This is a genomic window from Streptomyces sp. NRRL F-5650 (assembly GCF_000721365.1).
GTDB lineage: Bacteria > Actinomycetota > Actinomycetes > Streptomycetales > Streptomycetaceae > Streptomyces > Streptomyces ardesiacus.
Window position 1 is genome coordinate 39,745 of sequence record NZ_JOGV01000006.1, and the last position, 21,321, is coordinate 61,065.

At 72.5% G+C, this 21,321-nt stretch carries 20 protein-coding genes and 1 tRNA gene; 12 read left to right on the forward strand and 9 right to left on the reverse strand.

Annotated elements, in window-relative coordinates; genetic code table 11:
- The first annotated feature begins 55 nt into the window (after positions 1 to 55).
- Positions 56 to 547, forward strand: coding sequence for a GNAT family N-acetyltransferase (locus tag IG88_RS0108220; protein ID WP_031036773.1), 492 nt, complete (start codon positions 56 to 58; stop codon positions 545 to 547).
- A 58-nt stretch (positions 548 to 605) separates the two neighbouring features.
- Here IG88_RS0108220 and IG88_RS0108225 read toward each other — a convergent pair.
- From IG88_RS0108225 to galU, 7 genes are all read right to left on the reverse strand, one after another.
- A tRNA-Ala gene (locus IG88_RS0108225) sits at positions 606 to 679 on the reverse strand.
- An 85-nt stretch (positions 680 to 764) separates the two neighbouring features.
- The gene (gene glpR, locus IG88_RS0108230) at positions 765 to 2,042 is read right to left on the reverse strand and encodes a gephyrin-like molybdotransferase receptor GlpR (protein ID WP_031036775.1); all 1,278 of its coding nucleotides are present in this window, start codon (positions 2,040 to 2,042) and stop codon (positions 765 to 767) included.
- A 182-nt stretch (positions 2,043 to 2,224) separates the two neighbouring features.
- Positions 2,225 to 2,905, reverse strand: a complete 681-nt coding sequence (locus IG88_RS0108235; RefSeq protein WP_078861443.1) for a GNAT family N-acetyltransferase — start codon at positions 2,903 to 2,905, stop codon at positions 2,225 to 2,227.
- On the reverse strand, positions 2,902 to 3,429 hold the full coding sequence (locus IG88_RS0108240; RefSeq protein ID WP_031036778.1) for a MogA/MoaB family molybdenum cofactor biosynthesis protein: 528 nt from the start codon (positions 3,427 to 3,429) through the stop codon (positions 2,902 to 2,904). The genes IG88_RS0108235 and IG88_RS0108240 overlap by 4 nt, the downstream gene beginning before the upstream one ends.
- A complete protein-coding gene (gene moaC, locus IG88_RS0108245; protein WP_031036781.1) occupies positions 3,426 to 3,938 on the reverse strand; it encodes a cyclic pyranopterin monophosphate synthase MoaC in 513 nt (170 codons plus the stop codon). The genes IG88_RS0108240 and moaC overlap by 4 nt, the downstream gene beginning before the upstream one ends.
- Positions 3,939 to 4,024: 86 nt before the next feature.
- The gene (gene glp, locus IG88_RS0108250) at positions 4,025 to 5,374 is read right to left on the reverse strand and encodes a gephyrin-like molybdotransferase Glp (protein WP_031036784.1); all 1,350 of its coding nucleotides are present in this window, start codon (positions 5,372 to 5,374) and stop codon (positions 4,025 to 4,027) included.
- Positions 5,371 to 6,282, reverse strand: a complete 912-nt coding sequence (gene galU, locus IG88_RS0108255; RefSeq protein WP_031036786.1) for a UTP--glucose-1-phosphate uridylyltransferase GalU — start codon at positions 6,280 to 6,282, stop codon at positions 5,371 to 5,373. Before galU ends, glp begins: the two co-directional genes overlap by 4 nt.
- A 93-nt stretch (positions 6,283 to 6,375) precedes the next feature.
- On the opposite strand from galU, the gene IG88_RS0108260 reads away from it, so the two are divergent.
- Positions 6,376 to 6,990: a 5-formyltetrahydrofolate cyclo-ligase gene (locus tag IG88_RS0108260; protein WP_031036789.1), complete on the forward strand. Its 615-nt coding sequence runs from the start codon at positions 6,376 to 6,378 to the stop codon at positions 6,988 to 6,990.
- A 69-nt stretch (positions 6,991 to 7,059) separates the two neighbouring features.
- On the opposite strand, the gene IG88_RS0108265 is transcribed toward IG88_RS0108260, so the two are convergent.
- Complete coding sequence (locus IG88_RS0108265; protein ID WP_031036792.1) at positions 7,060 to 9,873, reverse strand: penicillin acylase family protein; 2,814 nt, start codon at positions 9,871 to 9,873, stop codon at positions 7,060 to 7,062.
- 238 nt (positions 9,874 to 10,111) lie between these two features.
- Here IG88_RS0108265 and IG88_RS0108270 point away from each other — a divergent pair, with 238 nt between their 5' ends.
- The 6 genes from IG88_RS0108270 to mscL all read left to right on the forward strand — a co-directional run bounded on the left by IG88_RS0108270 (position 10,112) and on the right by mscL (position 16,164).
- A complete protein-coding gene (locus tag IG88_RS0108270; RefSeq protein WP_234332075.1) occupies positions 10,112 to 11,710 on the forward strand; it encodes a potassium/proton antiporter in 1,599 nt (532 codons plus the stop codon).
- Between the two features lie 248 nt (positions 11,711 to 11,958).
- Positions 11,959 to 13,233 carry an MFS transporter gene (locus IG88_RS0108275; RefSeq protein WP_031036797.1) on the forward strand — a complete coding sequence of 425 codons (1,275 nt, stop codon included), beginning with the start codon at positions 11,959 to 11,961 and terminating at the stop codon, positions 13,231 to 13,233.
- Between the two features lie 67 nt (positions 13,234 to 13,300).
- Entirely contained in the window at positions 13,301 to 13,642 is a 342-nt protein-coding gene (locus IG88_RS40975; protein WP_031036800.1) for an FmdB family zinc ribbon protein, read from the forward strand.
- A 98-nt stretch (positions 13,643 to 13,740) separates the two neighbouring features.
- Complete coding sequence (locus IG88_RS0108285) at positions 13,741 to 14,628, forward strand: S-methyl-5'-thioadenosine phosphorylase (protein ID WP_051851835.1); 888 nt, start codon at positions 13,741 to 13,743, stop codon at positions 14,626 to 14,628.
- A 447-nt stretch (positions 14,629 to 15,075) separates the two neighbouring features.
- Positions 15,076 to 15,582, forward strand: coding sequence for a hypothetical protein (locus IG88_RS0108290; RefSeq protein WP_031036806.1), 507 nt, complete (start codon positions 15,076 to 15,078; stop codon positions 15,580 to 15,582).
- A 111-nt stretch (positions 15,583 to 15,693) separates the two neighbouring features.
- Positions 15,694 to 16,164 carry a large conductance mechanosensitive channel protein MscL gene (gene mscL / locus IG88_RS0108295; protein ID WP_031036808.1) on the forward strand — a complete coding sequence of 157 codons (471 nt, stop codon included), beginning with the start codon at positions 15,694 to 15,696 and terminating at the stop codon, positions 16,162 to 16,164.
- Between the two features lie 4 nt (positions 16,165 to 16,168).
- Here mscL and IG88_RS42415 read toward each other — a convergent pair whose 3' ends face one another.
- Positions 16,169 to 16,345 carry a hypothetical protein gene (locus tag IG88_RS42415; protein WP_037824264.1) on the reverse strand — a complete coding sequence of 59 codons (177 nt, stop codon included), beginning with the start codon at positions 16,343 to 16,345 and terminating at the stop codon, positions 16,169 to 16,171.
- 93 nt (positions 16,346 to 16,438) lie between these two features.
- On the opposite strand from IG88_RS42415, the gene IG88_RS0108305 reads away from it, so the two are divergent.
- The 4 genes from IG88_RS0108305 to IG88_RS0108320 all read left to right on the forward strand — a co-directional run bounded on the left by IG88_RS0108305 (position 16,439) and on the right by IG88_RS0108320 (position 21,311).
- The gene (locus IG88_RS0108305; RefSeq protein WP_031036811.1) at positions 16,439 to 17,686 is read left to right on the forward strand and encodes a low temperature requirement protein A; all 1,248 of its coding nucleotides are present in this window, start codon (positions 16,439 to 16,441) and stop codon (positions 17,684 to 17,686) included.
- A gap of 235 nt (positions 17,687 to 17,921) precedes the next feature.
- Entirely contained in the window at positions 17,922 to 18,953 is a 1,032-nt protein-coding gene (locus tag IG88_RS0108310) for a P1 family peptidase (protein WP_031036813.1), read from the forward strand.
- A gap of 220 nt (positions 18,954 to 19,173) precedes the next feature.
- Complete coding sequence (locus IG88_RS0108315; protein ID WP_031036816.1) at positions 19,174 to 20,394, forward strand: L,D-transpeptidase; 1,221 nt, start codon at positions 19,174 to 19,176, stop codon at positions 20,392 to 20,394.
- 167 nt (positions 20,395 to 20,561) lie between these two features.
- Complete coding sequence (locus IG88_RS0108320) at positions 20,562 to 21,311, forward strand: DUF6227 family protein (protein WP_031036817.1); 750 nt, start codon at positions 20,562 to 20,564, stop codon at positions 21,309 to 21,311.
- The last annotated feature ends 10 nt before the right edge of the window (positions 21,312 to 21,321 follow it).

The window sequence follows — 21,321 nt, forward strand, 5'->3', positions numbered from 1 at the left end:
CCGGCACACTGGACATCGTCCCTCTCCGGATACGCATCGATTTACGGTAGGAAGCATGAACATACGCCGGGTCCCCTTCGACCACCCCGACGCCGTGAAGCTCAACGACGAGGTCCAGGCCGAGTACGACCTCCGCTACGGCGACGGCGGCGACGCGACGTCCCTGGCCCCGTCCGACTTCGCACCGCCGAACGGCCTGTACCTGATCGCCTACGACGAGAACGGCGCCCCGGTCGCCTCCGGCGGCTGGCGCAGCCAGGACGCCAACGACGAGGGCAATCTCGACGGGGACGCCGAGCTGAAGCGGATGTTCGTGACCGAGCAGGTGCGCGGACGCGGGCTGGCCCGGCGGATCCTGGCCGCCCTGGAGGAGGACGCCCGGGCGGCGGGGCGGACCCGGATGGTCCTGGAGACGGGCACCAAGCAGCCGGAGGCCGTGGCCCTGTACACGTCCAGCGGCTACGAGCCGTGCGTGAAGTTCGGCTACTACCGCTTCCACGAGGAGAGCCTCTGCTACGCGAAGGCCCTCCGCGTCCCGCAGGGCTAGCACACGACGAAGGTCCCGTCCGATCGTGAGGATCGGACGGGACCTTCGTCAATGTGCGTGGACCTGAGGGGATTTGAACCCCTGGCCCCCTCGATGCGAACGAGGTGCGCTACCGGACTGCGCCACAGGCCCTTGCAACGAGTGAAACTTTAGCACCCCGACGGGCCTGCTCAAAAATCGCTTCCCGGGGCCGCGGCCGAGGCAGCCCCGGTCGCGGCTACTCGTTGGCCGCGCGGGGACGGTCGCCGTCCTCGTACTGGTCGAAGAGCGGTGTGCGGCCCCGTTCCCTGGCCCGGCGGGCGGACGCCGCGCGGCGGGCGTCGCTGCGGCCCGGGGCCTGCGGGCGCTCGTCGGCACGGTCGGCCGGACCCTCCTCGGCACGGTCCGCCGGGCGGTCCCGCTCCGGGGCGGGGGCCTGGACGGCGTCCTCCCCGTCGGGCACGACGGCGCTGGAGCGTGCCGAGCTCCACGCGTCCGGCGCCGCGAGGTCCACGTCGGGGGTGGCGCGGGGGGCTACCGGCGCGGTCACGTACGTGGGCAGGGGCACCGGGACCGGGTCCCAGCTCTCGCCCTGCGGACGCCCCCGGCGTTCCCGCTGCTGGTCGACCCACTCGGCGTGGTCGGTCTGCTCGACCAGCGCCCGCCGGTCCGCGGCGAGCGCCGACATCCCGGCGCCGGGCTCCACGTCGGGGCCGTCGTCCGGCTCCTCCGCGTCGAGGTCTCCGACCGGTCCGTCCGGGTCGGCGGGCCCGCGCCTGCGCGGGCGCGGGTCGCGGTCGCGCAGGCGCTGCGCGGCGGCCTCGGCCTGGCGGCGGTCCATGTGGAAGGCGAAGCGGCGGCGCTCCTGGGCGCGCAGGTGGGCGATGTAGGCGCTGAGCAGCAGCGCGGGCACGCCCGGCGCCCACAGGAACGCGAGTCCGCCGACCGCGGCGACGACCGAGCCGAGCGTGAAGGCCAGGAAGAGCACCACCGTCGTACGCCGGCGGCGGGCGAGGACCTTGGTACGCCGCGCCCGTGCCGCGGCCGCTCCCGGGGAGAGGGGCGCACGCCGGGCCTGCGGCACCCGCCCCCGCGCCGGTGCCGCGCCGGACCCGGCCGGGTGGGCGGGGTCCGCGTTCTGCCCGGCTCTCGGACCGTGCCCGGAACCGCCCGGCTCGGGGCGCGCCGCCTCCGGCCGCTCCGCCGTCGGCCGCGAAGGCACCGGGCGGGTGTGGCGCCGGGTCCTGGACACGGCGAAGGCCCGGACGTCCACCGAGTCGGTGACGGCGTCCGGGGCGTCGGCGTCGGGCTCCGCCTCGTCGGCGGTGCGCGACCGCAGGTCCTTGGCGTACCGGCGCTCCATGCCCGCCCGTCCGGACAGCAGCCGGATGGCGGTACTGAAGCGTTCCGTCGGACGGGCCTCGTTCAGCTCGTCCTGCCTACGGAGCCACATCGGCACCAAGTAGGCGGCCCAGGCCCCGACGATGACTGCGTAGATGAGGCCGCTGCTGCTCACGCCTCACACGGTAGAGGGGTTTGCGTGAGGCCATCCGCCAATTGAGCCGGTGTGTCGCACGATCTGGCTGATATTTCGAACTTTTCTTGTGACCGATCCGATCAACCGACTGTCAGGAACGGGAAATTATCCGTTTCGGGACGGTCGGGAGGGTCGAGGCGCGGTCAAATTCGAACGTTTATTCAATTACTCGGATTCCCGGTGCTTCCGGTACCGCCGGTGCTCCCGCTGTTCCCCGCGTTCGGCGCACCGCCCCGCCGTGACCGGTGCCAACGCCGCAGCAGCCCCTCGGGAACCTCTTCGGCGGTGAGCGCGAAGACGAGGTGGTCCCGCCAGGCCCCGTCGATGTGCAGATAACGCGGCCGGAGGCCCTCCTCCCGGAATCCGAGTTTCTCCACGACCCGGCGGCTGGGGGCGTTCTCGGGACGAATGCAGACCTCGACCCGGTGCAGTCCGACGGTGCGGAAACAGTGGTCCACGGCCATCGCGACGGCCGTCGGCATCACCCCGCGCCCGGCCACCGCCTCGTCCACCCAGTAACCGACGTGCCCGGAGCACATCGAGCCCCAGGTGATCCCGGCCACCGTCAACTGGCCTGCCAGGCGGCCCCGGTACTCGATGACGAAGGGCAGCATCCGGCCCGCGTGGGCCTCGGAGCGCAGGTGCCGCACCATCTGGCGGTACGTCGGCCGGTGCGCGATCGGACCGCCGGGCCCGGGCGGCGGGATGGTGGCCTCCCACGGGCGCAGCCAGTCCCGGTTGCGCCGGTTGACCTCGCGCCAGGTCCGCTGGTCGCGCAGCCTTATCGGCCTCAGGACGATGTCGCCGTCCGTCAGCTCGACGGGCCAGGACGGGCCGTTCAGCTCGCACCCCCACCGCTGGCGGGTCTCGGGTGGTCGCCGCCGCGGAGCTGGTCCACCGCGTGCCGCAGCAGCGGCTCCAGCACGGCGAGGCCGTCCTTCACCCCGCCGGAGGAGCCCGGCAGGTTCACGATCAGCGTGCTCCCGGCGACGCCGGCCAGGCCCCTGGAGAGCACCGCGGTGGGCACCTTGTCCCGGCCGTACGCCCGGATCGCCTCCGCGATGCCCGGGACCTCGTAGTCGATCACCGCGCGGGTCGCCTCGGGGGTGCGGTCGGTGGGCGAGACGCCGGTGCCGCCGGTCGTGACGATCACGTCGTAGCCCGCGCCGGCGCCCGCGCGGAGGGCGGCTTCGACCGGGTCGCCGTCGGGGACGACCCGCGGGCCGTCGACGGCGAAGCCGAGGCGGCGCAGCCCCTCGGCGACCAGTGGTCCGCCCTTGTCCTCGTAGACACCGGCGGCGGCCCGGTTGGACGCCGTGACGACCAGGGCCGCGTACGGCCCGGGCAGGGCGTCTTCCTGCGTCATGACCGGTTCCAGTCGCCGGACTTGCCGCCCGTCTTCTGCTCCACCCGCACGTCCGTGATGACCGCTCCCTTGTCGACCGCCTTGACCATGTCGACCACGGTGAGCGCGGCGACGGAGACCGCGGTGAGCGCCTCCATCTCGACGCCCGTGCGATCCGTCGTCCGCACCGTGGCGGTGATCTCCACGGCGTCGTCCGCGACCGACAGGTCCAGTTTCACACCGGAGAGCGCCAGCGGGTGGCACAGGGGGATCAGGTCGGGGGTGCGCTTGGCGCCCATGATGCCCGCGATCCGGGCGGTGGCCAGGGCGTCGCCCTTCGGTACGCCCTCGCCGCGCAGCAGCTCGACCACGCGGGGCGCGACGAGGACGCGTCCGCTGGCGCGGGCGGTGCGGGCGGTCACGTCCTTGCCGGACACGTCGACCATCCGGGCGGCGCCCGCCTCGTCGATGTGCGTCAGCCGGTCCTGCGGCTCCCGTCCGCTCCCGGACGGTCGGTCCTGCGTACTCATGCTCGTGCGGCGCTCCCGGTCCTGGCCCGGCGCGGTGCGGCGCGCGGGCCTGTCGTGCGCGACACGGTACCGCCATCGGGGGCCGGTCAGCCGAGCAGGACCACCTCGACCTCGGTGCCGGGCTCGACGGACTCGGTGTCCTCGGGGACGACGATCAGGGCGTTCGCCTGCGCGAGGGCGGCCACGAGGTGGGAGCCGGAGCCGCCGACCGGGGTGACCGATCCGTCGGCGTGGCTGCCCCGCAGGAACTGCCGGCGCCCCTTCGGCGAGGTCAGCGCCCTGCTCGCGGCCAGCGACGCGGTCACCGTCGGACGGTGCACGTCGGGCAGGCCCATGAGGGTGCGGATCGCGGGGCGCACGAACAGCTCGAAGGAGACGTACGACGACACCGGGTTGCCGGGCAGCGCGAGCAGCGGGGTGTGGTCGGGGCCGACCGAGCCGAAGCCCTGGGGCTTGCCGGGCTGCATGGCGAGCTTGCGGAAGTCCACGCCGCCGCCCGGCTCGTCCTCGTCGCCGACGTGCGCCAGCGCCTCCTTGACGACGTCGTACGCCCCGACGCTCACGCCGCCGGTGGTGACCATCAGGTCGGCGCGCACCAGTTGGTCCTCGATGGTGGAGCGCAGGGTGTCGGCGTCGTCGGTGACGGCGCCCACCCGGTAGGCGATGGCCCCGGCGTCGCGGGCGGCGGCGGTGAGGGCGAAGCTGTTGGAGTCGTAGATCTGACCGGCCGCCAGGGGCTCGTCGGGCTGGACGAGTTCGCTGCCGGTGGAGAGCACCACCACGCGCGGGCGCGGGCGCACCCGTACGGTGCCCCGGCCGATGGCGGCGAGCAGGCCGATCTGCGGCGGGCCGAGCACGGTGCCGGCCGTCAGGGCGCGGTCGCCGGAGCGGACGTCGCTGCCCCGGGCGCGCACGTGCGCGCGTTCCTCCACCGGCCGGTACACGTGGACGTGTCCCCGGTCGCCCTCGGGCGCCAGACTGCGGGCGCGCATGCCGGCCACCGGGCCCTCGCCGAGCCCGCCGTCGGTCCACTCCACGGGGACGACCGCCTCGGCGCCCGGCGGCAGCGGGGCGCCGGTCATGATGCGGGCGGCCTGGCCGGGGCCGACGGCGACGGGGTCGGCCTGTCCGGCGGCGACGTCCCCGACGACCTCCAGGACGGCGGGGAACTCCCCGCTGGCGCCCGCGACGTCGGTGACCCGCACCGCGTACCCGTCCATGGAGCTGTTGTCGAACGGCGGCAGGGACAGCGGCACCGTGACGTCGTCGACCAGGACGCAGCCCTGGGCGTCGAGCAGGTTCAGCTCGATGGGGTCCAGGGGCCGGACGGTGGCGAGGACGTCGTCCAGGTGCTCCTGGACCGACCACAGCCGGTCCGGGCCGGCGCCCGCGGTGGCGAGGTCGTGACCGGTGTCACGGTGCGCGCTGCTGCTCAACGTCCCTGCATCTCCTCGGCTACGTAACTGCGGAGCCAGGTCCGGAAGTCCGGGCCCAGGTCTTCACGTTCGCATGCGAGTCGGACAATGGCACGCAGGTAGTCGCCGCGGTCGCCGGTGTCATAGCGGCGGCCCTTGAAGACGACGCCGTGCACCGGGCCGCCGGTCTTCTCGTCCGCCGCCAACTGCTGGAGGGCGTCGGTGAGCTGGATCTCGCCGCCGCGGCCGGGCTCCGTGGTGCGGAGTATGCCGAAGATGTTCGGGTCGAGGACGTAGCGGCCGATGATGGCGTAGTTGGACGGGGCGTCGGCCGCGTCCGGCTTCTCGACCAGTCCGGCGACCTTGACGACGTCGCTGTCCTCGGTGGCCTCCACGGCGGCGCAGCCGTAGAGGTGGATCTGCTCCGGCGCGACCTCCATGAGGGCGATCACGCTGCCGCCGTACTGCTCCTGGACGTCGATCATGCGCTGGAGCAGCGGGTCGCGCGGGTCGATCAGGTCGTCGCCGAGCAGCACCGCGAAGGGCTCGTGGCCGACGTGCGGGGCGGCGCACAGCACGGCGTGGCCGAGGCCCTTGGGGTCGCCCTGGCGGACGTAGTGGATCATCGCCAGGTCGCTGGACTCCTGGACCTTGGCGAGGCGGTCCGCGTCGCCCTTCTTCTGGAGGGCGGACTCCAGTTCGTAGTTGCGGTCGAAGTGGTCTTCCAGGGGGCGCTTGTTGCGGCCCGTGACCATGAGGACGTCGCCGAGGCCCGCGGCCACGGCCTCTTCGACCACGTACTGGATCGCCGGCTTGTCGACGACCGGCAGCATCTCCTTGGGAGTGGCCTTGGTGGCCGGCAGGAACCGGGTACCGAGGCCGGCTGCTGGGATGACAGCCTTGCTGATCCTGGGGTGGGACTGAGTCATGCGCGCCACCCTATCCGGTGCCTATAGGGAGAATCTGTGACGCGAGGACCTAGACGCTCATATGAGCGCATGAGTGCGGTACAGGAGTCTCCCATGCCCCGGATCGAACCCGCGGACGAACCTGACAAGCGGACATTGCGGCGGGATGTCCTCGTGGCGAGGAACAGGTTGACCCAGGATGACCTGCGGGAAGCCGCCGACGCGTTGGCCCGGCGCGCGCTCGGGCTGCCGGAGGTCGCGGGGGCGCACGCCGTGGCCGCGTACGTCTCCGTGGGCGCCGAGCCGGGCACCCTCGCGCTCCTGGACGCGCTGCGCGCGCGGGGTGTGCGGGTGCTGCTGCCCGCACTGCTGCCGGACAACGACCTGGACTGGGGCGAGTACACCGGGGAGGACTCCCTCGCGCGCGTGCGGCACGGCGGGCGGATGGAGTTGTCCGAGCCCGCCGGCGAGCGCCTGGGGCCGGACGCGGTGACGCGTGCGGACGTCGTGCTGCTGCCGGGGGTGGCGGTGGACCGGCGCGGTATGCGCCTCGGGCGCGGCGGCGGGTCGTACGACCGGGTGCTCGCACGTCTGGAGGCCGCGGGCGCGCGGCCCGCGCTGCTGGTGCTGCTCCACGACCGGGAGGTCGTGGACCGCGTTCCCGCCGAGCCCCACGACCGGCCGGTGGACGCGGTCGTGACGCCGTCCGGGGTGCGCAGGTTCCGCTGACCCCCGGGTGCACGGAAAACGGCCTCCACGCGCGCGTGGAGGCCGTTTTCCGTACGACGGGCGCCGGGGCTACGGCTTGAGCACCAGGGTGTCGCTCGTGCTCTCGTCGACCGCCTTCTTCGAGAAGGCCCACGGGAGCAGTTCGCCGTTGGCCCACTTGTCGGTCTGGTCGGTGTAGTGGGCGCTGTAGGCGTGTCCGGAGGCGCCGGTGAGGTTGATCCAGCGGGACTTGTCGAGGTCGCCGAGGTTGACCACCATCCGCATGGACGGCACCCAGATCACCCCGTAGCCGCCGGCCGCGTTCCACCCGGAGGCGTTGACCGCCGCCTCGCCGCCGCTGAGCTTCCAGGGGCCGCGGTTGAGCGCGTACTTCAGGAAGCCGGGGCCCTCGGTGCCCAGGGTCTGGTTCTTCAGGAACAGGCGGTGCAGCCGGCCCCAGTTCCAGGTGTCGAGGTCCTTGCCGAGCTTGGCGGTCAGCTCCCAGCGGGCGTCGATCATGGCCCGCTTGAACAGGTCGTCGCGGTTGTGGTCGGCGCCCTTGCGGGTGCCGTTGGCGGGCGTCGTCCACCAGTCGCTCTTCGGCTTGTCCATCAGGCCGCGCACGACCTCGAACCAGCGGTCGCCGCCGTCCGGCTGCGCCTGGCCGGGGTCGCGCTGGCCGCACTCGCGGACCTTGTTGGTCTTGTCCGCGGGGCCGGTGGTGTTGACCGGGTCGACCCACAGGCACTGGCCCTCGACGCGCAGTTCCTTGGGCAGCTTGTTGCCGAAGGCGAGCTTGAGGATGTTGCGCCAGACGGCGTTGAAGTAGGCGGCGGCGGCCGAGTCGGCGTCCTGGGTGTAGTCCCAGCCCTCCAGCAGCTTCTGGGCCTCGCGGACGTCCTTGTCCTCGACGTCGATCTTCAGGAGCTGCGGCACGAGCAGCTTGGCCATCTCGCTGCTGTTGTCGAGCTGCATCTGGCGCATGTCGTCGGTGGAGATCTTCCCGCCGTCCTTGATCTTCTGCTCGATCAGGGAGGTGATGCGCTGGCTGCGGGCGCCGTAGCCCCAGTCCGTGGTGAGCGTGTACGGGTAGTCGTCCTCGTCGACGACGGCCTGGTTGGCGGTCACGATGTAGCCGCGCTCCGGGTCGTACTCGTAGGGCAGCTCGTCCTGGTCGATGTACTCGCCGGTCCAGCGGTACTTCGGGTCCCAGCCCGGCGCCGGGACCGAGCCGTCGTGGCCCTCGGCGCGCACCGGGATCCGGCCGGGCAGCGTGTAGCCGATGTGCTCGTCGTCGGCGTAGACCAGGTTCTGCGAGGGGACGTCGAAGAGGGTGGCGGCCTCGCGGAAGTCCGCCCAGTTCTGCGCCCGGTCGATCGCGAAGACGGCGTCCATCGTGGTGCCGGCCTCCAGCGCGGTCCAGCGCAGGGCGACGCCGTAGCCGTCGCCGCGGTCGGGGGCGGCGGTCTCGACGGTGGCCTTCTTGCCGGTCTTCACCAGCTCGTCGTCGCGGTCGGAGAGCAGGGGGCCGTTGTTGGTCTCGCGGACGACGATCTTCTTGGAGTTCCCGCCGGCGACCTTGATGGTCTCCTCGCGCGTCTCGAAGGGGACCACCTTGCCGTCGTACTGGTAGCCCTCGCCGGTGATCTTCTCCAGGTAGAGGTCGGTGACGTCGGCGCCGGAGTTGGTCAGGCCCCAGGCGATCTCCTGGTTGTGGCCGATGACCACGCCGGGCATGCCCGCGAAGGTGTAGCCGGCCACGTCGTACTGGCACTTGGCGGAAACGGTGCGGCAGTGCAGACCCATCTGGTACCAGACGGACGGCAGGGACGGCGACAGGTGCGGGTCGTTGGCCAGCAGCGGCTTGCCGGTGATGGTGTGCTTGCCGGAGACGACCCAGGAGTTGGAGCCGATGCCGTTGCCGTTCACGCCGACGGCGGTGGGGAGGCCGTCCAGGACCTCCTGGAGGCCGCCCAGTTGGCCCTGGAGGGCGTTGCCGGAGCCGGTGCCGGTGCCGGTGCCGGTTCCCGTGCCCGTCCCGGTGCCCGTACCGGTCCCGGTACCCGTGCCCGTGCCGTCGTCACCGCTGCCGGACGTGCCGCCGTCGCCGCCGTCGAAGGTCTGGGTGAGCTCGTCGTACTGGCCCTCCTGGACGATCGCCTTGTTGCGGTCGTACGGGTACGCCGGGTAGAGGTCGGCGATCTGCTTGGGGCCCAGGCGGCTGGTCATCAGGGCGCGGTCGACCTCGTCCTGCATGTTGCCGCGCAGGTCCCAGGCCATCGCCTTGAGCCAGGCCAGCGAGTCGACGGGCGTCCACTCCTGGGGCTTGTAGTCGTTGGTGAAGCCGAGGGCGGCGTACTCCAGGGAGATGTCCGCCCCGTCCTTGCCCTTCAAGTAGGCGTTGACGCCCTTGGAGTAGGACTGGAGGTACTTCTTGGTGGAGTCCGACAGCTTCTCGTCGTACTCCTTCTTCGCCACCCGATGCCAGCCCAGGGTGCGCAGGAAGGCGTCGTTGTCGATCTGGCTCTTGCCGAACATCTCCGACAGGCGCCCCGCGGTCATGTGCCGGCGGACGTCCATCTCGTAGAACCGGTCCTGCGCCTGGACGTAGCCCTGCGCCATGAACAGGTCCTCCTCGGTGGAGGCGTAGATCTGCGGGATGCCGTACCCGTCGCGCTGGACGTCGACCGGGCCGGACAGGCCGTCCAGCTTGATCGAGCCCTTGGTCTGCGGGAAGGACGCGCGGACGGTGCTGACCGACCAGTACGCCCCGTAGGCGAGGCCGCCGATGAGGGCCAGGACCAGCACGAGGACGAGCAGCCGGCCCTTGCGCCCCTTCTTCCTGCCGTTCCTGCCGGACGTGCCGGACTGCTGACCCGGGGAGGCGGTGGTGGTGGGGGGCATCGCTGTCCTTGCTGTCCTAACACGAGCGGCAGGGGCGGGCTGTGCTTCGTACGGAGGCTGGGCGCTGAGCGCCGAGCGCTGGAGCAACTCTAGGCGCAGGCCCGGCTCCGCCTTGACGCGGAGTCGGGTACAGGGACGCACGGGCGTTCGATCTTGCCAGGTTCGGCGTCAAGAAAGCGTCAAGAGTTAGGTAAGGTAACGAAGTAGTTGCCCGTGCAGCACAGCGGATTCGTGTGCCATGGAGGTACGCCCGGCGCGCAACGCGGGCGCGTCCGCCCCCGCTGTGATCCGTGCTGTGTGCCAGGGAAGGGAACGGCCGCTGACTGTCCACCACCTCAACCAGCTCCTGCTCGTCTGCTCGCTCGTCCTGCTCATCGCCGTGGCGGCGGTCCGGATCTCCTCGCGCAGCGGGCTCCCCAGCCTGCTCGTCTACCTGGCCATCGGCGTCGCCATGGGCCAGGACGGCATCGGCGACATCAAGTTCGACAACGCCGAACTGGTCCAGGTCATCGGGTACGGGGCGCTCGTCGTGATCCTGGCCGAGGGCGGCCTCGGCACGAAGTGGAAGGAGGCGAAACCGGCCCTCCCGGCCGCCTCCGCACTGGCCCTCGCCGGAGTCGCGGTGAGCGTCGGCGTGACCGCGACGGGCGCGCACTACCTGACGGGGCTGGAGTGGCGGCAGGCTCTCATCATCGGCGCCGTGGTCTCCTCCACGGACGCCGCGGCCGTCTTCTCCGTGCTGCGCCGGATCCCGCTGCCCAAGCGGATAACCGGCACGCTGGAGGCCGAGTCCGGCTTCAACGACGCCCCCGTGGTCATCCTCGTGGTCGCCTTCTCCGCGGCAGGACCGATCGAGCACTGGTACGTGCTGCTCGGCGAGATCGCCCTGGAACTGGCCATCGGCGCGGCCATCGGCCTCGCGGTCGGCTGGCTCGGGGCCTGGGGGCTCAAGCACGTCGCGCTGCCCGCCTCCGGCCTCTACCCCATCGCCGTCATGTCGATCGCCATCGCCGCCTACGCGGCCGGCGCCATCGCCCACGGCAGCGGCTTCCTGGCCGTCTACCTCGCCTCCATGGTGATGGGCAACGCGCGGCTGCCGCACTGGCCCGCCACCCGGGGGTTCGCCGACGGGCTCGGCTGGCTCGCCCAGATCGGCATGTTCGTCCTGCTCGGCCTGCTCGTCACCCCGCACGAACTGGGCGACGACATCCTGCCCGCCCTCGTCATCGGCCTGGTGCTCACCATGGTCGCGCGCCCGCTGAGCGTCGTGCTGTGCCTGGTGCCCTTCCGGGTGCCCTGGCAGGAGCAGGCCCTGATGTCGTGGGCCGGGCTGCGGGGCGCGGTGCCCATCATCCTGGCGACCATCCCCATGGTGGAGGGCGTCGCGGGCAGCCACCGCATCTTCAACATCGTCTTCGTACTGGTCGTCGTCTACACCCTGGTCCAGGGCCCGACGCTGCCGTGGCTGGCCCGCAAGCTGCGGCTCGGCAAGGGCGACGAGGCGGCCGACCTCGGCATCGAGTCCGCGCCCCTGGAGCGGCTGCGCGGACACCTGCTGTCGGTGACGATCCCCGAGGGCTCCAAGATGCACGGCGTCGAGGTCAACGAGCTGCGGCTGCCCACCGGGGCGGCCGTCACGCTGGTGGTCCGCGACGGGACGTCCTTCGTGCCGCTGCCCACCACGGGACTGCGACGCGGGGACGAACTCCTGGTGGTCGCCACCGACCCCGTCCGGGACGCCGCCGAGGCGCGGCTGCGCGCGGTCGGCCACGGCGGCAAGCTGGCCGGCTGGCTGGGCACCGGGGAGACCGAGGGGGCCCGCCGCAATCGCAGGTGAGCACGGGAGGGGTGCTCCCTTTCACAGGCCGCTCCCCTCCCGCCCCCTGTACGATGAAGGCCGCACCTGATCGAACCACCTCTGCCTGAAGCAGAGCTGGCGCGACCGTATGGCGGTCGGATCGCCCCCTCATCCACGCGGGCTCCGGCATCTACCGCAGTCCGCGCGAGTGGACAGCTCTCGGCGCTCCCGCACGACGCCCGCACGGGGCCGGGACCGCGCTACCAGGCGGCAGAAAGGCACGGGCCGTGGCATCCACGGTCACCCGTCCGGGATACGGGCAGTTGCTGCGCACCCGCGGCGCCTGGACGTTCCTGCTCCCCGGCTTCGCGGCACGCCAGCCGTTCGCGATGCTGACGCTCTCCATCGTGCTGCTGGTGCAGCACACCACCGGCTCCTACGGCGTCGCAGGCGCCGCCGCCGCCGTCACCGGCGTCTCCATGGCCCTGTTCGCCCCGTACAGCGGACGGCTCGCCGACCGCTACGGGCAGCGCGCCGTCCTGCTGCCCGGGGTGCTGGTGCACGCGGCGTCCGGGCTGACCCTGACCTTCCTCGCGCTCGCGGACGCGCCCCTGTGGGCGCTGTTCCTGGCGGCGGTGCCCACCGGTGCCTCGGTGCCGCAGGTCGGGCCGATGGTGCGGGCCCGCTGGGCCGCGAAGCTCAAGGACTCTCCCCTGATGAGCACCGCGGCCGCCTTCGAGTCCGTCACCGACGAGCTGACCTTCGTCCTCGGCCCCCTGGTGGCGACCGCCCTGTGCACCTCCGTCGACCCCGCCGCGGGCCTGCTCACGGAGGCCGCGCTCACCCTGGTGGGCGGTTTGCTGTTCGCCGCGCAGAAGAGCACCCAGCCCGCCGTCGGCGGCACCGGCGGCGCCGACGACGGCCACGCGCGCGTGGAGCACGTTTCCGCGCTGCGCGTCCCCGGCGTGCGGGTCCTGATCGTGGTCTTCCTGGGCATCGGTTCCGTCTTCGGGGGCATGCAGGTGTCGCTGGCCGCCTTCACCGAGTCGATCGGCGAGCCCGGCCTGAACGGCGTCCTGTACGGCGTCTTCGCCGCGGGCAACATGATCTCCGGCCTGGCCTGCGGCGCCATCGCCTGGAAGGTGGCCCCGCAGCAGCGCCTCCTGGTCGGCTACACCGCCCTCGCGCTGACCGCGTCCGGTCTGTGGGCCGCGCACTCGGTGCTCGTGCTGGCCGGCCTCGGCCTGCTGGTGGGCATGTGCGTCGCGCCCGCCATCGTCACCGGTTACACCCTGGTCGAGGGGCTCGTACCGGCGGGCGCCCGCACCGAGGCCTTCACCTGGCTGACCGGGGCCGTCGCACTGGGCCAGGCGGCGGCCGTGACCGTCGCCGGACAACTGGAGGACCGCTTCCGGGACGGCGCGGGGTTCCTGGTGCCGATGGGCGGCACGGTGCTCGCGCTGGTGGTCCTGGTGACGCTGCGCTCGCGGCTGGCGACCCGGTCCCCGGGCCGTACGGTGGCACGTGGTGTCGGTCACCGCGCGCCCGCCGCAGTGGACTGATCCCTCGGAATACGTCACTATGGACCGTCGTTAGCACTCATCGAGTGAGAGTGCCAGGAGGAAGACAGTGCCGACGTACCAGTACCAGTGCACCGAGTGCGGCGAGGGCCTCGAGGCGGTGCAGAAGTTCACCGACGACGCCCTCACCGAGTGCCCGAACTGCCAGGGTCGCCTGAAGAAGGTGTTCTCGGCCGTCGGCATCGTCTTCAAGGGCTCCGGTTTCTACCGCAACGACAGCCGTGGCAGCTCGTCGAGCAGCTCGCCCGCGTCGTCGTCCTCGAAGGCGTCCTCCTCTTCGTCCTCCTCGGACTCGGGCTCGTCCTCTTCGTCCTCCTCGGGCTCGTCGTCCTCGGGCGCCGGCTCGTCGTCGGGCTCGGGCAGCTCCTCCGCGAGCACCAGCGCCGCGTAGGGCCCCTCCGGGCACCGGTATCCCACGGGACCCTGTCGTCGTCCGACGGCGGGGTCCTCGGCGTACTCGGCGTCGCGTGCGGCGGTTAGGGTGCGGGCATGGCAGACAACGCGAAGGCCGAGGGCGGTCGGGCCGAGGACGGTCGGGCCGAGGGTGTGCGGGCCGAGATCGGTGTGATCGGGGGCTCCGGGTTCTACTCGTTCCTCGACGACGTGACCGAGGTCCGCGTGGACACCCCCTACGGGCCGCCCAGCGACTCCCTCTTCCTCGGCGAGATCGCCGGCCGGCGGGTCGCCTTCCTCCCCCGCCACGGTCGCGGCCACCATCTGCCGCCGCACCGGATCAACTACCGCGCCAACCTGTGGGCGCTGCGCTCGGTCGGCGCCCGCCAGGTCTTCGGCCCGTGCGCGGTCGGCGGCCTGCGCCCCGAGTACGGGCCGGGCACGCTGCTGGTGCCGGACCAGTTCGTCGACCGCACGAAGTCCCGCCCGTCGACCTACTTCGACGGGCTGCCGACGCCCGACGGCGCGGTGCCCAACGTGGTGCACGTGTCGCTGGCCGACCCCTACTGCCCCACCGGACGTGCCGCCGCGCTGAAGGCGGCCCGGGGACGGGACTGGGAGGCGGTGGACGGCGGCACCCTGGTCGTGGTCGAGGGGCCGCGCTTCGGCACCCGCGCGGAGTCCCTGTGGCACCGGGCGCAGGGCTGGTCGGTGGTGGGCATGACCGGCCACCCGGAGGCGGCACTCGCGCGTGAACTGGAGCTCTGCTACACCTCCCTGACCCTCGTGACCGACCTGGACGCCGGTGCGGAGAGCGGCGAGGGCGTCTCGCACGAGGACGTGCTGCGGGTGTTCGCGGCCAACGTGGACCGGCTGCGGGGCGTGCTGTTCGACGCGGTGGCCGCGCTGCCGGCGACCGGTGACCGGAGCTGCCCGTGCGGGGCTGCGCTGGGCGGGATGGACCCGGGGATCGCGCTGCCGTAGGGGGGTACAGATCGCACTGCCGTGGGAAGTGCGGATGGTGCTGCCGTAGGAGGCAGGTGTCGCACTGCCGTAGAAGGCAGGGATCGCACTGCCGTAGGAGGCGCGGGCGGCGGTCGGGGAGCCGGAGGGAGCGGAAGGCCACGTTCCGGTGAGGGAGTTGTCCACAGCCGGGCCGTGGTCCACGAGCCTCGGCGGGGTCCGGCGGAAAGCCGCATCGTGGGAGCGCAAGCCGGTCCCTCGTCACAGGTGGTGATCACCGTGTTCCGTCCCGCCCTGCCCTCCCCCTCGCTGCCACCCTCCCCTTCCGTCGCCCCCTCCGCCCTCTCCTCCGCGGACTCGTACACCCCCTCCTCCGGCTCCTCGGCCGTCTCCTTCGCCCCGGCTCCTGTCTCGGACGCCCTTCCTTCCCCGCTTCCGGCCGGCGTCGACGCCCCGCCCACCTGTGAGGTGCCGCACTTCCCTCCGGTGCGGGTGCGCGGCGGGCGCCACCGGCTGCACCGGCTCGTGCGGCACCGGCGGCGCGCCCTCGCCGCGGGGCTCGCCGTGACGGCCGCGGCGCTGGTGGCCGCGGGCCCGCATCCGGGGAGCGGCGGAGAGGAGGCGCGGCGGGCACGCGGGCATCCGGCGACCGGGCCGACGGACGGTCCGGTGGGCGAGCCCGGGCGCGAGCGGGACGGCGGCACCCGACTCGTGGCGGCGCCGGTGCGGATCGCCGACGCGGCCACGGTGCGGCTGCTCAGGCCGGGCGACCGTGTCGACGTCGTCGCGACCGGGGACGGCGGCGCGGGGGACGCCCTGGTGCTCGCGCGCGGTGTGCGGGTGACGAAGGTGCCCAAACCGGTGGAGGACGCGGCGGCGGGCGGGGCGCTGGTCGTGGTCTCGGTGCCGCGCGCCTCCGCTCACCGGCTGGTCGGCGCCGCTACCACGGCACGGCTGGCGGTGACCCTGTGCTGAGGGTGTCAAGTCACTCGTTCGTGGGATCGGATTGGACAGGACGGCCCAACGCTGTCGTAGGTTTCCAGGCGTTTGGTCTCTACACCTGTTCGAGCGAGGAGTGCTCCCCCCGTGAGCGAGAAGAACGGACCGAGTGTCTGGCAGGGCTTCAAGGCCTTCCTGATGCGCGGCAACGTCATCGACCTGGCGGTGGCGGTCGTCATCGGCGCCGCCTTCACCAAGATCGTCAACTCGGTGGTGGAGGGGGTCATCAATCCCCTGGTCGGGGCGTTCGGCACGCAGAGCCTGGACGGTTACAGCTCCTGCCTGAAGGGCCCCTGCACCGGCACGGGCGACAGCGCCACGGGCGTGCGCATCCAGTGGGGCTCGGTGCTGGGCGCCACCCTCACGTTCCTGATCACGGCGGCCGTCGTCTACTTCCTGATGGTGCTGCCCATGTCGAAGTACCTGGCCCGGCAGGAGGCCCGCCGCAAGGCCAAGGAGAGCGCCGAGGAGGTCATCGAGGTCTCCGAGCTGGAGGTGCTCAAGGAGATCCGCGACGAGCTGGTCGCCCAGCGCGGCTCGGGCCGGGACCGTTCGTAGCGCTTCAGATGTGGTGCGGCGGCTTCTCGTCGAGGAAGCGCTTCAGGTCGGCCGCGCTGTCGGCCTCGGGCCGCTCGCCCCAGCCGCGGTCGGTGTCGTCCGAGGTCTGCTGGTCCAGCGGGTCGTCGAAGACCAGCGCGGGCCGGGGCGCGCGGGGCTCGGGTTCGGGGGTGGTACTCATGGCTCCAGGGTACGGCTCGCGCCGTGGACGCGGTCCGGTCCCGGGCGGGGCAGCAAGCGCGTCCACGCCGTCTCTGCTGTGCTGGGAGCCATGATGTCCAGTCCCTCCTCCCCGACCTCCTCCGCGAGTGAGCCCACCGCGCCTCCGCCCGACGGCCACCCTCCGGTGCGCCGGCTGAAGGCCCGCCCCCGGCACGAGCCGCATCGCGTCGCCACGCCGCTGGAGCTCTTCTTCGACCTGTGCTTCGTCGTCGCCATCGCCCAGGCCGGCGTCCAGTTGGTGCACTCCGTCGCCGGGGGGCATGCCGGGCAGGGCGTCCTCAACTACGCGATGGTCTTCTTCGCCATCTGGTGGGCGTGGATGAACTTCGCCTGGTTCGCCTCGGCCTACGACAACGACGACGTGCTCTACCGGGTCGTCACCCTGGTGCAGATCGCCGGGGTGCTGGTCCTGGCGGCGGGGGTCTCCCGGGCGTTCCAGGACCACGACTGGGCGGCCGTGATCATCGGCTACGCGATCATGCGGGTGGCCATGTCCGCGCAGTGGCTGCGGGCGGCGCGTTCGGCCGGCGGGGCGGAACGGGCGATGGCACTGAGATACGCGGGTGGGGTGCTGCTCTGCCAGGCCGGCTGGCTGGGGCTGCTGTTCCTGCCGGAGAGCGGCCGGGGGTGGCTGTTCCTGGCGATGGTGGTGCTGGAGCTGTGCGTGCCGGCGTTCGCCGAGCGCAGGCACGCCTCGTCCTGGCATCCGCACCACATCTCCGAGCGGTACGGGCTGCTCACGATCATCGTGCTCGGCGAGACCATCGCGGCGGCCACGGTCGCGGTGAAGTCGGGCATCGAGGAGAACGACGCGCTGGGCGAGGTCCTCCCGATCGCGGCCGGCGGGCTGCTGATCGTCTTCGCGGCCTGGTGGATCTACTTCGTGGTTCCCGTCCACAGCCACCTGCGGTCCAACAGACAGTCCTTCCTGTGGGGATACGGCCACTACCTGGTGTTCGCCTCGGCGGCGGCGATCGGGGCGGGGCTGGAGGTGGCGGTGGAGCAGGCCGTGGGCAAGGCGCACGTCTCGGCGCTCGCGGCGTCCTTCGCGGTGACCCTGCCGACCGCCGTCTTCCTGCTCACGGTGTGGGGGCTGCACGCGCGGCACTTCAAGGTGGGCGTCGCCGAGCAGCTCGTCCTGCCGACGGCCGCGCTGCTGGTGCTCGCCTGCACCTTCCTGGGCGGCGGGGAGGCGGTGCTCGTGGCGGGGATCGTGCTCGCGCTGGCCGTCGCGGCCGGGGTGTCGCTGACCGCGCGACGCACCGGACGGGAGCGGAGGGCTGCGACACAGGCCGCCTGAGGAGCGGCTCGGACTGCCTGAGCAGCGGCTCGGACTGCCTGAGCAGCAGCTCGGGCTGCCTGAGGAGCGGTTCCCATCGTCCGAGGCGCGACACCCTCTCGCGCCGTCCGGGGAGGGAGCGGTTCCGCCCCTCCGGGAACGGTGACGGCCGTCTGAGGAGCGGCTCCGCACCTGTCGCGCCGCCGGGCCTCGTCGGCCGCGGTTCCGCCGTGGGCGGCTGGACGAGACTGGCCGTATGACAGTTGACGCATTGACGGATGTCGCCGGTCTGCGGGTGGGGCACGCGACGCGGGCCGGCGACGGATGGCTGACGGGGACGACGGTGGTGCTCGCGCCGGAGTGCGGGGCGGTCGCCGCCGTGGATGTGCGCGGCGGGGGCCCCGGCACCAAGGAGACCGACGCCCTCGATCCGCGCAACCTCGTGCAGAAGGTGCAGGCGGTGGTGCTGACCGGCGGCAGTGCCTACGGGCTCGACGCGGCATCGGGGGTGATGGCCTGGCTGGAGGAGCGGGAACGCGGGGTGCGGGTCGGCCCCGACCCGGCGCACGTGGTGCCGGTGGTGCCCGCGGCCTGCGTCTTCGACCTGGGGCGCGGGGGCGACTTCCGCGCCCGGCCGGACGCGGCCACCGGATACGCGGCGGCGGAGGCGGCCCACGCGAGCGCGCCGGGCGCCCAGATCGCCGAGGGGTGTGTCGGGGCGGGCACCGGTGCCGTGGTCGGCGCGCTGAAGGGCGGGGTGGGCACCGCGAGCACGGTGCTGGACACGGGGGTCACGGTGGCGGCGCTGGTGGTGGCCAACGCGGCGGGGTCGGCGGTGGATCCGGAGACGGGGGTGCTGTACGGGGAGTTGCTCCGCGGCGGGCGGGTGGCGTACCCGGCGCCGGAGGTCCACCGGGCCGCCGGGCGGAGGCTGGCCGAGGCCGCGGTGAGGAACGCGCCGCCGCCGCTGAACACCACGCTCGCCGTGGTCGCCACCGACGCCGTTCTGTCCAAGGCGCAGGCGCAGAAGCTGGCCGGCACCGCGCACGACGGCATCGCGCGTGCCGTACGGCCGGTGCACCTGCTCAACGACGGCGACACGGTGTTCGCGATGGCCACCGGGGAGCACCCGCTCGACGCCGGGCAGCCGCTCGCACTGAACGAGGTGCTGGCCGCCGGCGCGGAAGTGGTGACGCGGGCGATCGTGCGCGCGGTCCGCGCCGCCGGGCCGGTGGACGGCCCGGGCGGGGCCTGGCCGTCGTACGGGGAGCTGTACGGACAGTCGTAGGAGGTGCGAGCGCGAAGGGACCGTGCGGGTGCCGGGCGGGCAGGCCGGACGACGGTGTGAACAGGCGGTCTTCCGGGGCGGGTTGCACCGTGCGCGTTGCGATTGTCCGCGTTTTGTCACGTGTCGCCGCAGCGGGCGACCGGCGGGAACCCCACGGGCCACCGGGGCCCTCTACACCGCTGAAGCGCACACCGCACAACACCCGAACCTGGAGCAGCCCGTGACAACGCCGGACATAGCCACGCGGCGCGTACTGGGGGCCTGTGCCGCCCTGGTGGTCGGCGCCCTCACCCTCACCGCCTGCGGCGGAAGCGCCAGCGCCGACACCAAGAAGGACGGGAAGGGCGCCGGGGCCGCCGACACCTCGGTCGCCAAGCTCGTGATCTCGGCCGAGGACGGCTCGACCGGCGCCTCGATCAACTCGACCGGCGTGAAGGTCAGCGACGGCAAGCTGACCGAAGTGAGGATGACCGTCGCGGAGACGGGCGCCGCCGTGCCGGGCACGGTGTCGGACGACGGCGGGAGCTGGAAGCCGAAGGAGCAGTTGGAGCGCGGCACGAAGTACCGCATCACCGCGCGGGCGAAGGACGCCGACGGCCGCCCGGCCGCCGCCGACTCGGTCTTCACGACCGTCTCCACGCAGAACAGCTTCGTCGGCACGTACACCCCGGACGGCGGCAGCACGGTCGGGGTGGGGATGCCGGTGTCGTTCACGTTCGACAAGGCGATCACCGACCGGAAGAGCGTCCAGTCGCACATCACGGTCACCTCCAGCAGCGGGCAGAAGGTGGCCGGGCACTGGTTCGGTGCCCAGCGGCTCGACTTCCGGCCCGAGGAGTACTGGAAGGCCGGCTCCAAGGTCACGATGAAGATCGACCTGGACGGGGTGGAGGGCGCGAACGGCGTCTACGGCGTGCAGAAGAAGACGGTGACCTTCACCGTGGGCCGCGCGCAGGTCTCCACGGTGGACGTGAACACGCAGACCATGACGGTCGTGCGCGACGGCAAGACGCTCAAGTCGGTCCCGATCTCGGCGGGCAGCGCCGCGAACCCGACGTACAACGGGCAGATGGTGATCTCGGAGAAGTCCGAACAGACCCGTATGAACGGGTCGACGGTCGGGTTCGGCGGCGAGTACGACATCCCGGACGTGCCGCACGCGATGCGGCTGAGCCAGTCCGGCACCTTCATCCACGGCAACTACTGGTACAGCCGCGGCAATCCACCCTTCGGCTCCCAGGGCACCAGCCACGGCTGTGTCGGACTCGCGGACGTCCAGGGCGCGCAGGGCGACACCCCGGGCAAGTGGTTCTACGACAACTCCCTGATCGGGGACGTCGTGATCGTCAAGAACTCCCCCGACAAGACGGTCGCGCCGGACAACGGCCTCAACGGCTGGAACATGCCCTGGAGCGAGTGGATCGCCGGAAGTGAGGCCTGACTCGCCTCTGAGCAGGGTTTTTTGACGCTTCGTCGGGCCGCGCGGGAACTTTTCGCGCGGCCCCCGCGTTTTTCGTGCGTACGTTTTCCCGGTTCCCGGACACGACGCCCGACGGAGGGCTACGGTATGCACCCACAAGGTGACATGCAGCAACGCCGGGAGAAACCTTGAGCGTTCCGTACGAGACGGCAGCGTACGAACCCCCCGAGTCGCCCGAGTCTCCGGAGGAGCACCTCATGCGACTGCTCGGTCGCGCCCTGAACTCCTTCGAGCTGCCCGACGAGATCCTGCGGCGGCTGGACTGCGCGCTGGCGCACGACGGTTCGCTGCACTCCGCGCACCACAGCGCGGGGCTGCACCGCGAGACGTACCGCCACACCTGGCTGCTCCCCGACGGCTCGGCGCTCACCCTGTGGGAGCTGGTCCACAACACCGCCCCGGGCAGCGAGCCGCAGCACGAGGTGTACGTCGACGAGGAGGAGCTGCGGGCCGCCGGCTCCCGGCTCGCGCTGCAGCCGGACCCGCCCGGTTTCGAGCTGCCGGCGCAGGTGCCGTTGTCGCCCGTGCCCACCCCGCGACACGCTTACGTCCCCGACGCCTCGGCGGACCACGCCCGCCGGCTGCTGCGCCGCGCGGAGAACGCGGACCGGCCCGGTGCCGACCTCGCCGAGCGGCTGTCGACGGCGTGCGGGCACCAGATCACCCAGGCCTTCGGCGGTCCCGGCCGCGCGGGCCGCGCCCGGATCGGCTTCTCGCTCTACGAGCACGCGTTCCTGCTGCGCGACGGCGTCGAGGTCTCCCTGTGGGAGGTCGAGCACACCGCCACGCCGGACGGGCGGCACATGTGCGAGGTGTACGACAGCGAGGAGACGGCCCGCCTCGCGATGGAGCGGCGCGCGGCACGGGTGTCCCCGTAGCGCGCACCGC

Coding starts and splice junctions, on each gene's coding strand:
- IG88_RS0108270 (WP_234332075.1), top strand. CDS start 10,112: ATGGAGGTACGCCCGGCGCGCAACGCGGGCGCGTCCGCCCCCGCTGTG.
- IG88_RS0108310 (WP_031036813.1), top strand. CDS start 17,922: ATGACAGTTGACGCATTGACGGATGTCGCCGGTCTGCGGGTGGGGCAC.
- galU (WP_031036786.1), bottom strand. CDS start 6,282: ATGACTCAGTCCCACCCCAGGATCAGCAAGGCTGTCATCCCAGCAGCC.
- IG88_RS0108305 (WP_031036811.1), top strand. CDS start 16,439: ATGTCCAGTCCCTCCTCCCCGACCTCCTCCGCGAGTGAGCCCACCGCG.
- IG88_RS42415 (WP_037824264.1), bottom strand. CDS start 16,345: ATGAGTACCACCCCCGAACCCGAGCCCCGCGCGCCCCGGCCCGCGCTG.
- IG88_RS0108265 (WP_031036792.1), bottom strand. CDS start 9,873: ATGCCCCCCACCACCACCGCCTCCCCGGGTCAGCAGTCCGGCACGTCC.
- IG88_RS0108240 (WP_031036778.1), bottom strand. CDS start 3,429: ATGACGCAGGAAGACGCCCTGCCCGGGCCGTACGCGGCCCTGGTCGTC.
- moaC (WP_031036781.1), bottom strand. CDS start 3,938: ATGAGTACGCAGGACCGACCGTCCGGGAGCGGACGGGAGCCGCAGGAC.
- IG88_RS0108285 (WP_051851835.1), top strand. CDS start 13,741: ATGGCAGACAACGCGAAGGCCGAGGGCGGTCGGGCCGAGGACGGTCGG.
- IG88_RS0108220 (WP_031036773.1), top strand. CDS start 56: ATGAACATACGCCGGGTCCCCTTCGACCACCCCGACGCCGTGAAGCTC.
- IG88_RS0108260 (WP_031036789.1), top strand. CDS start 6,376: ATGCCCCGGATCGAACCCGCGGACGAACCTGACAAGCGGACATTGCGG.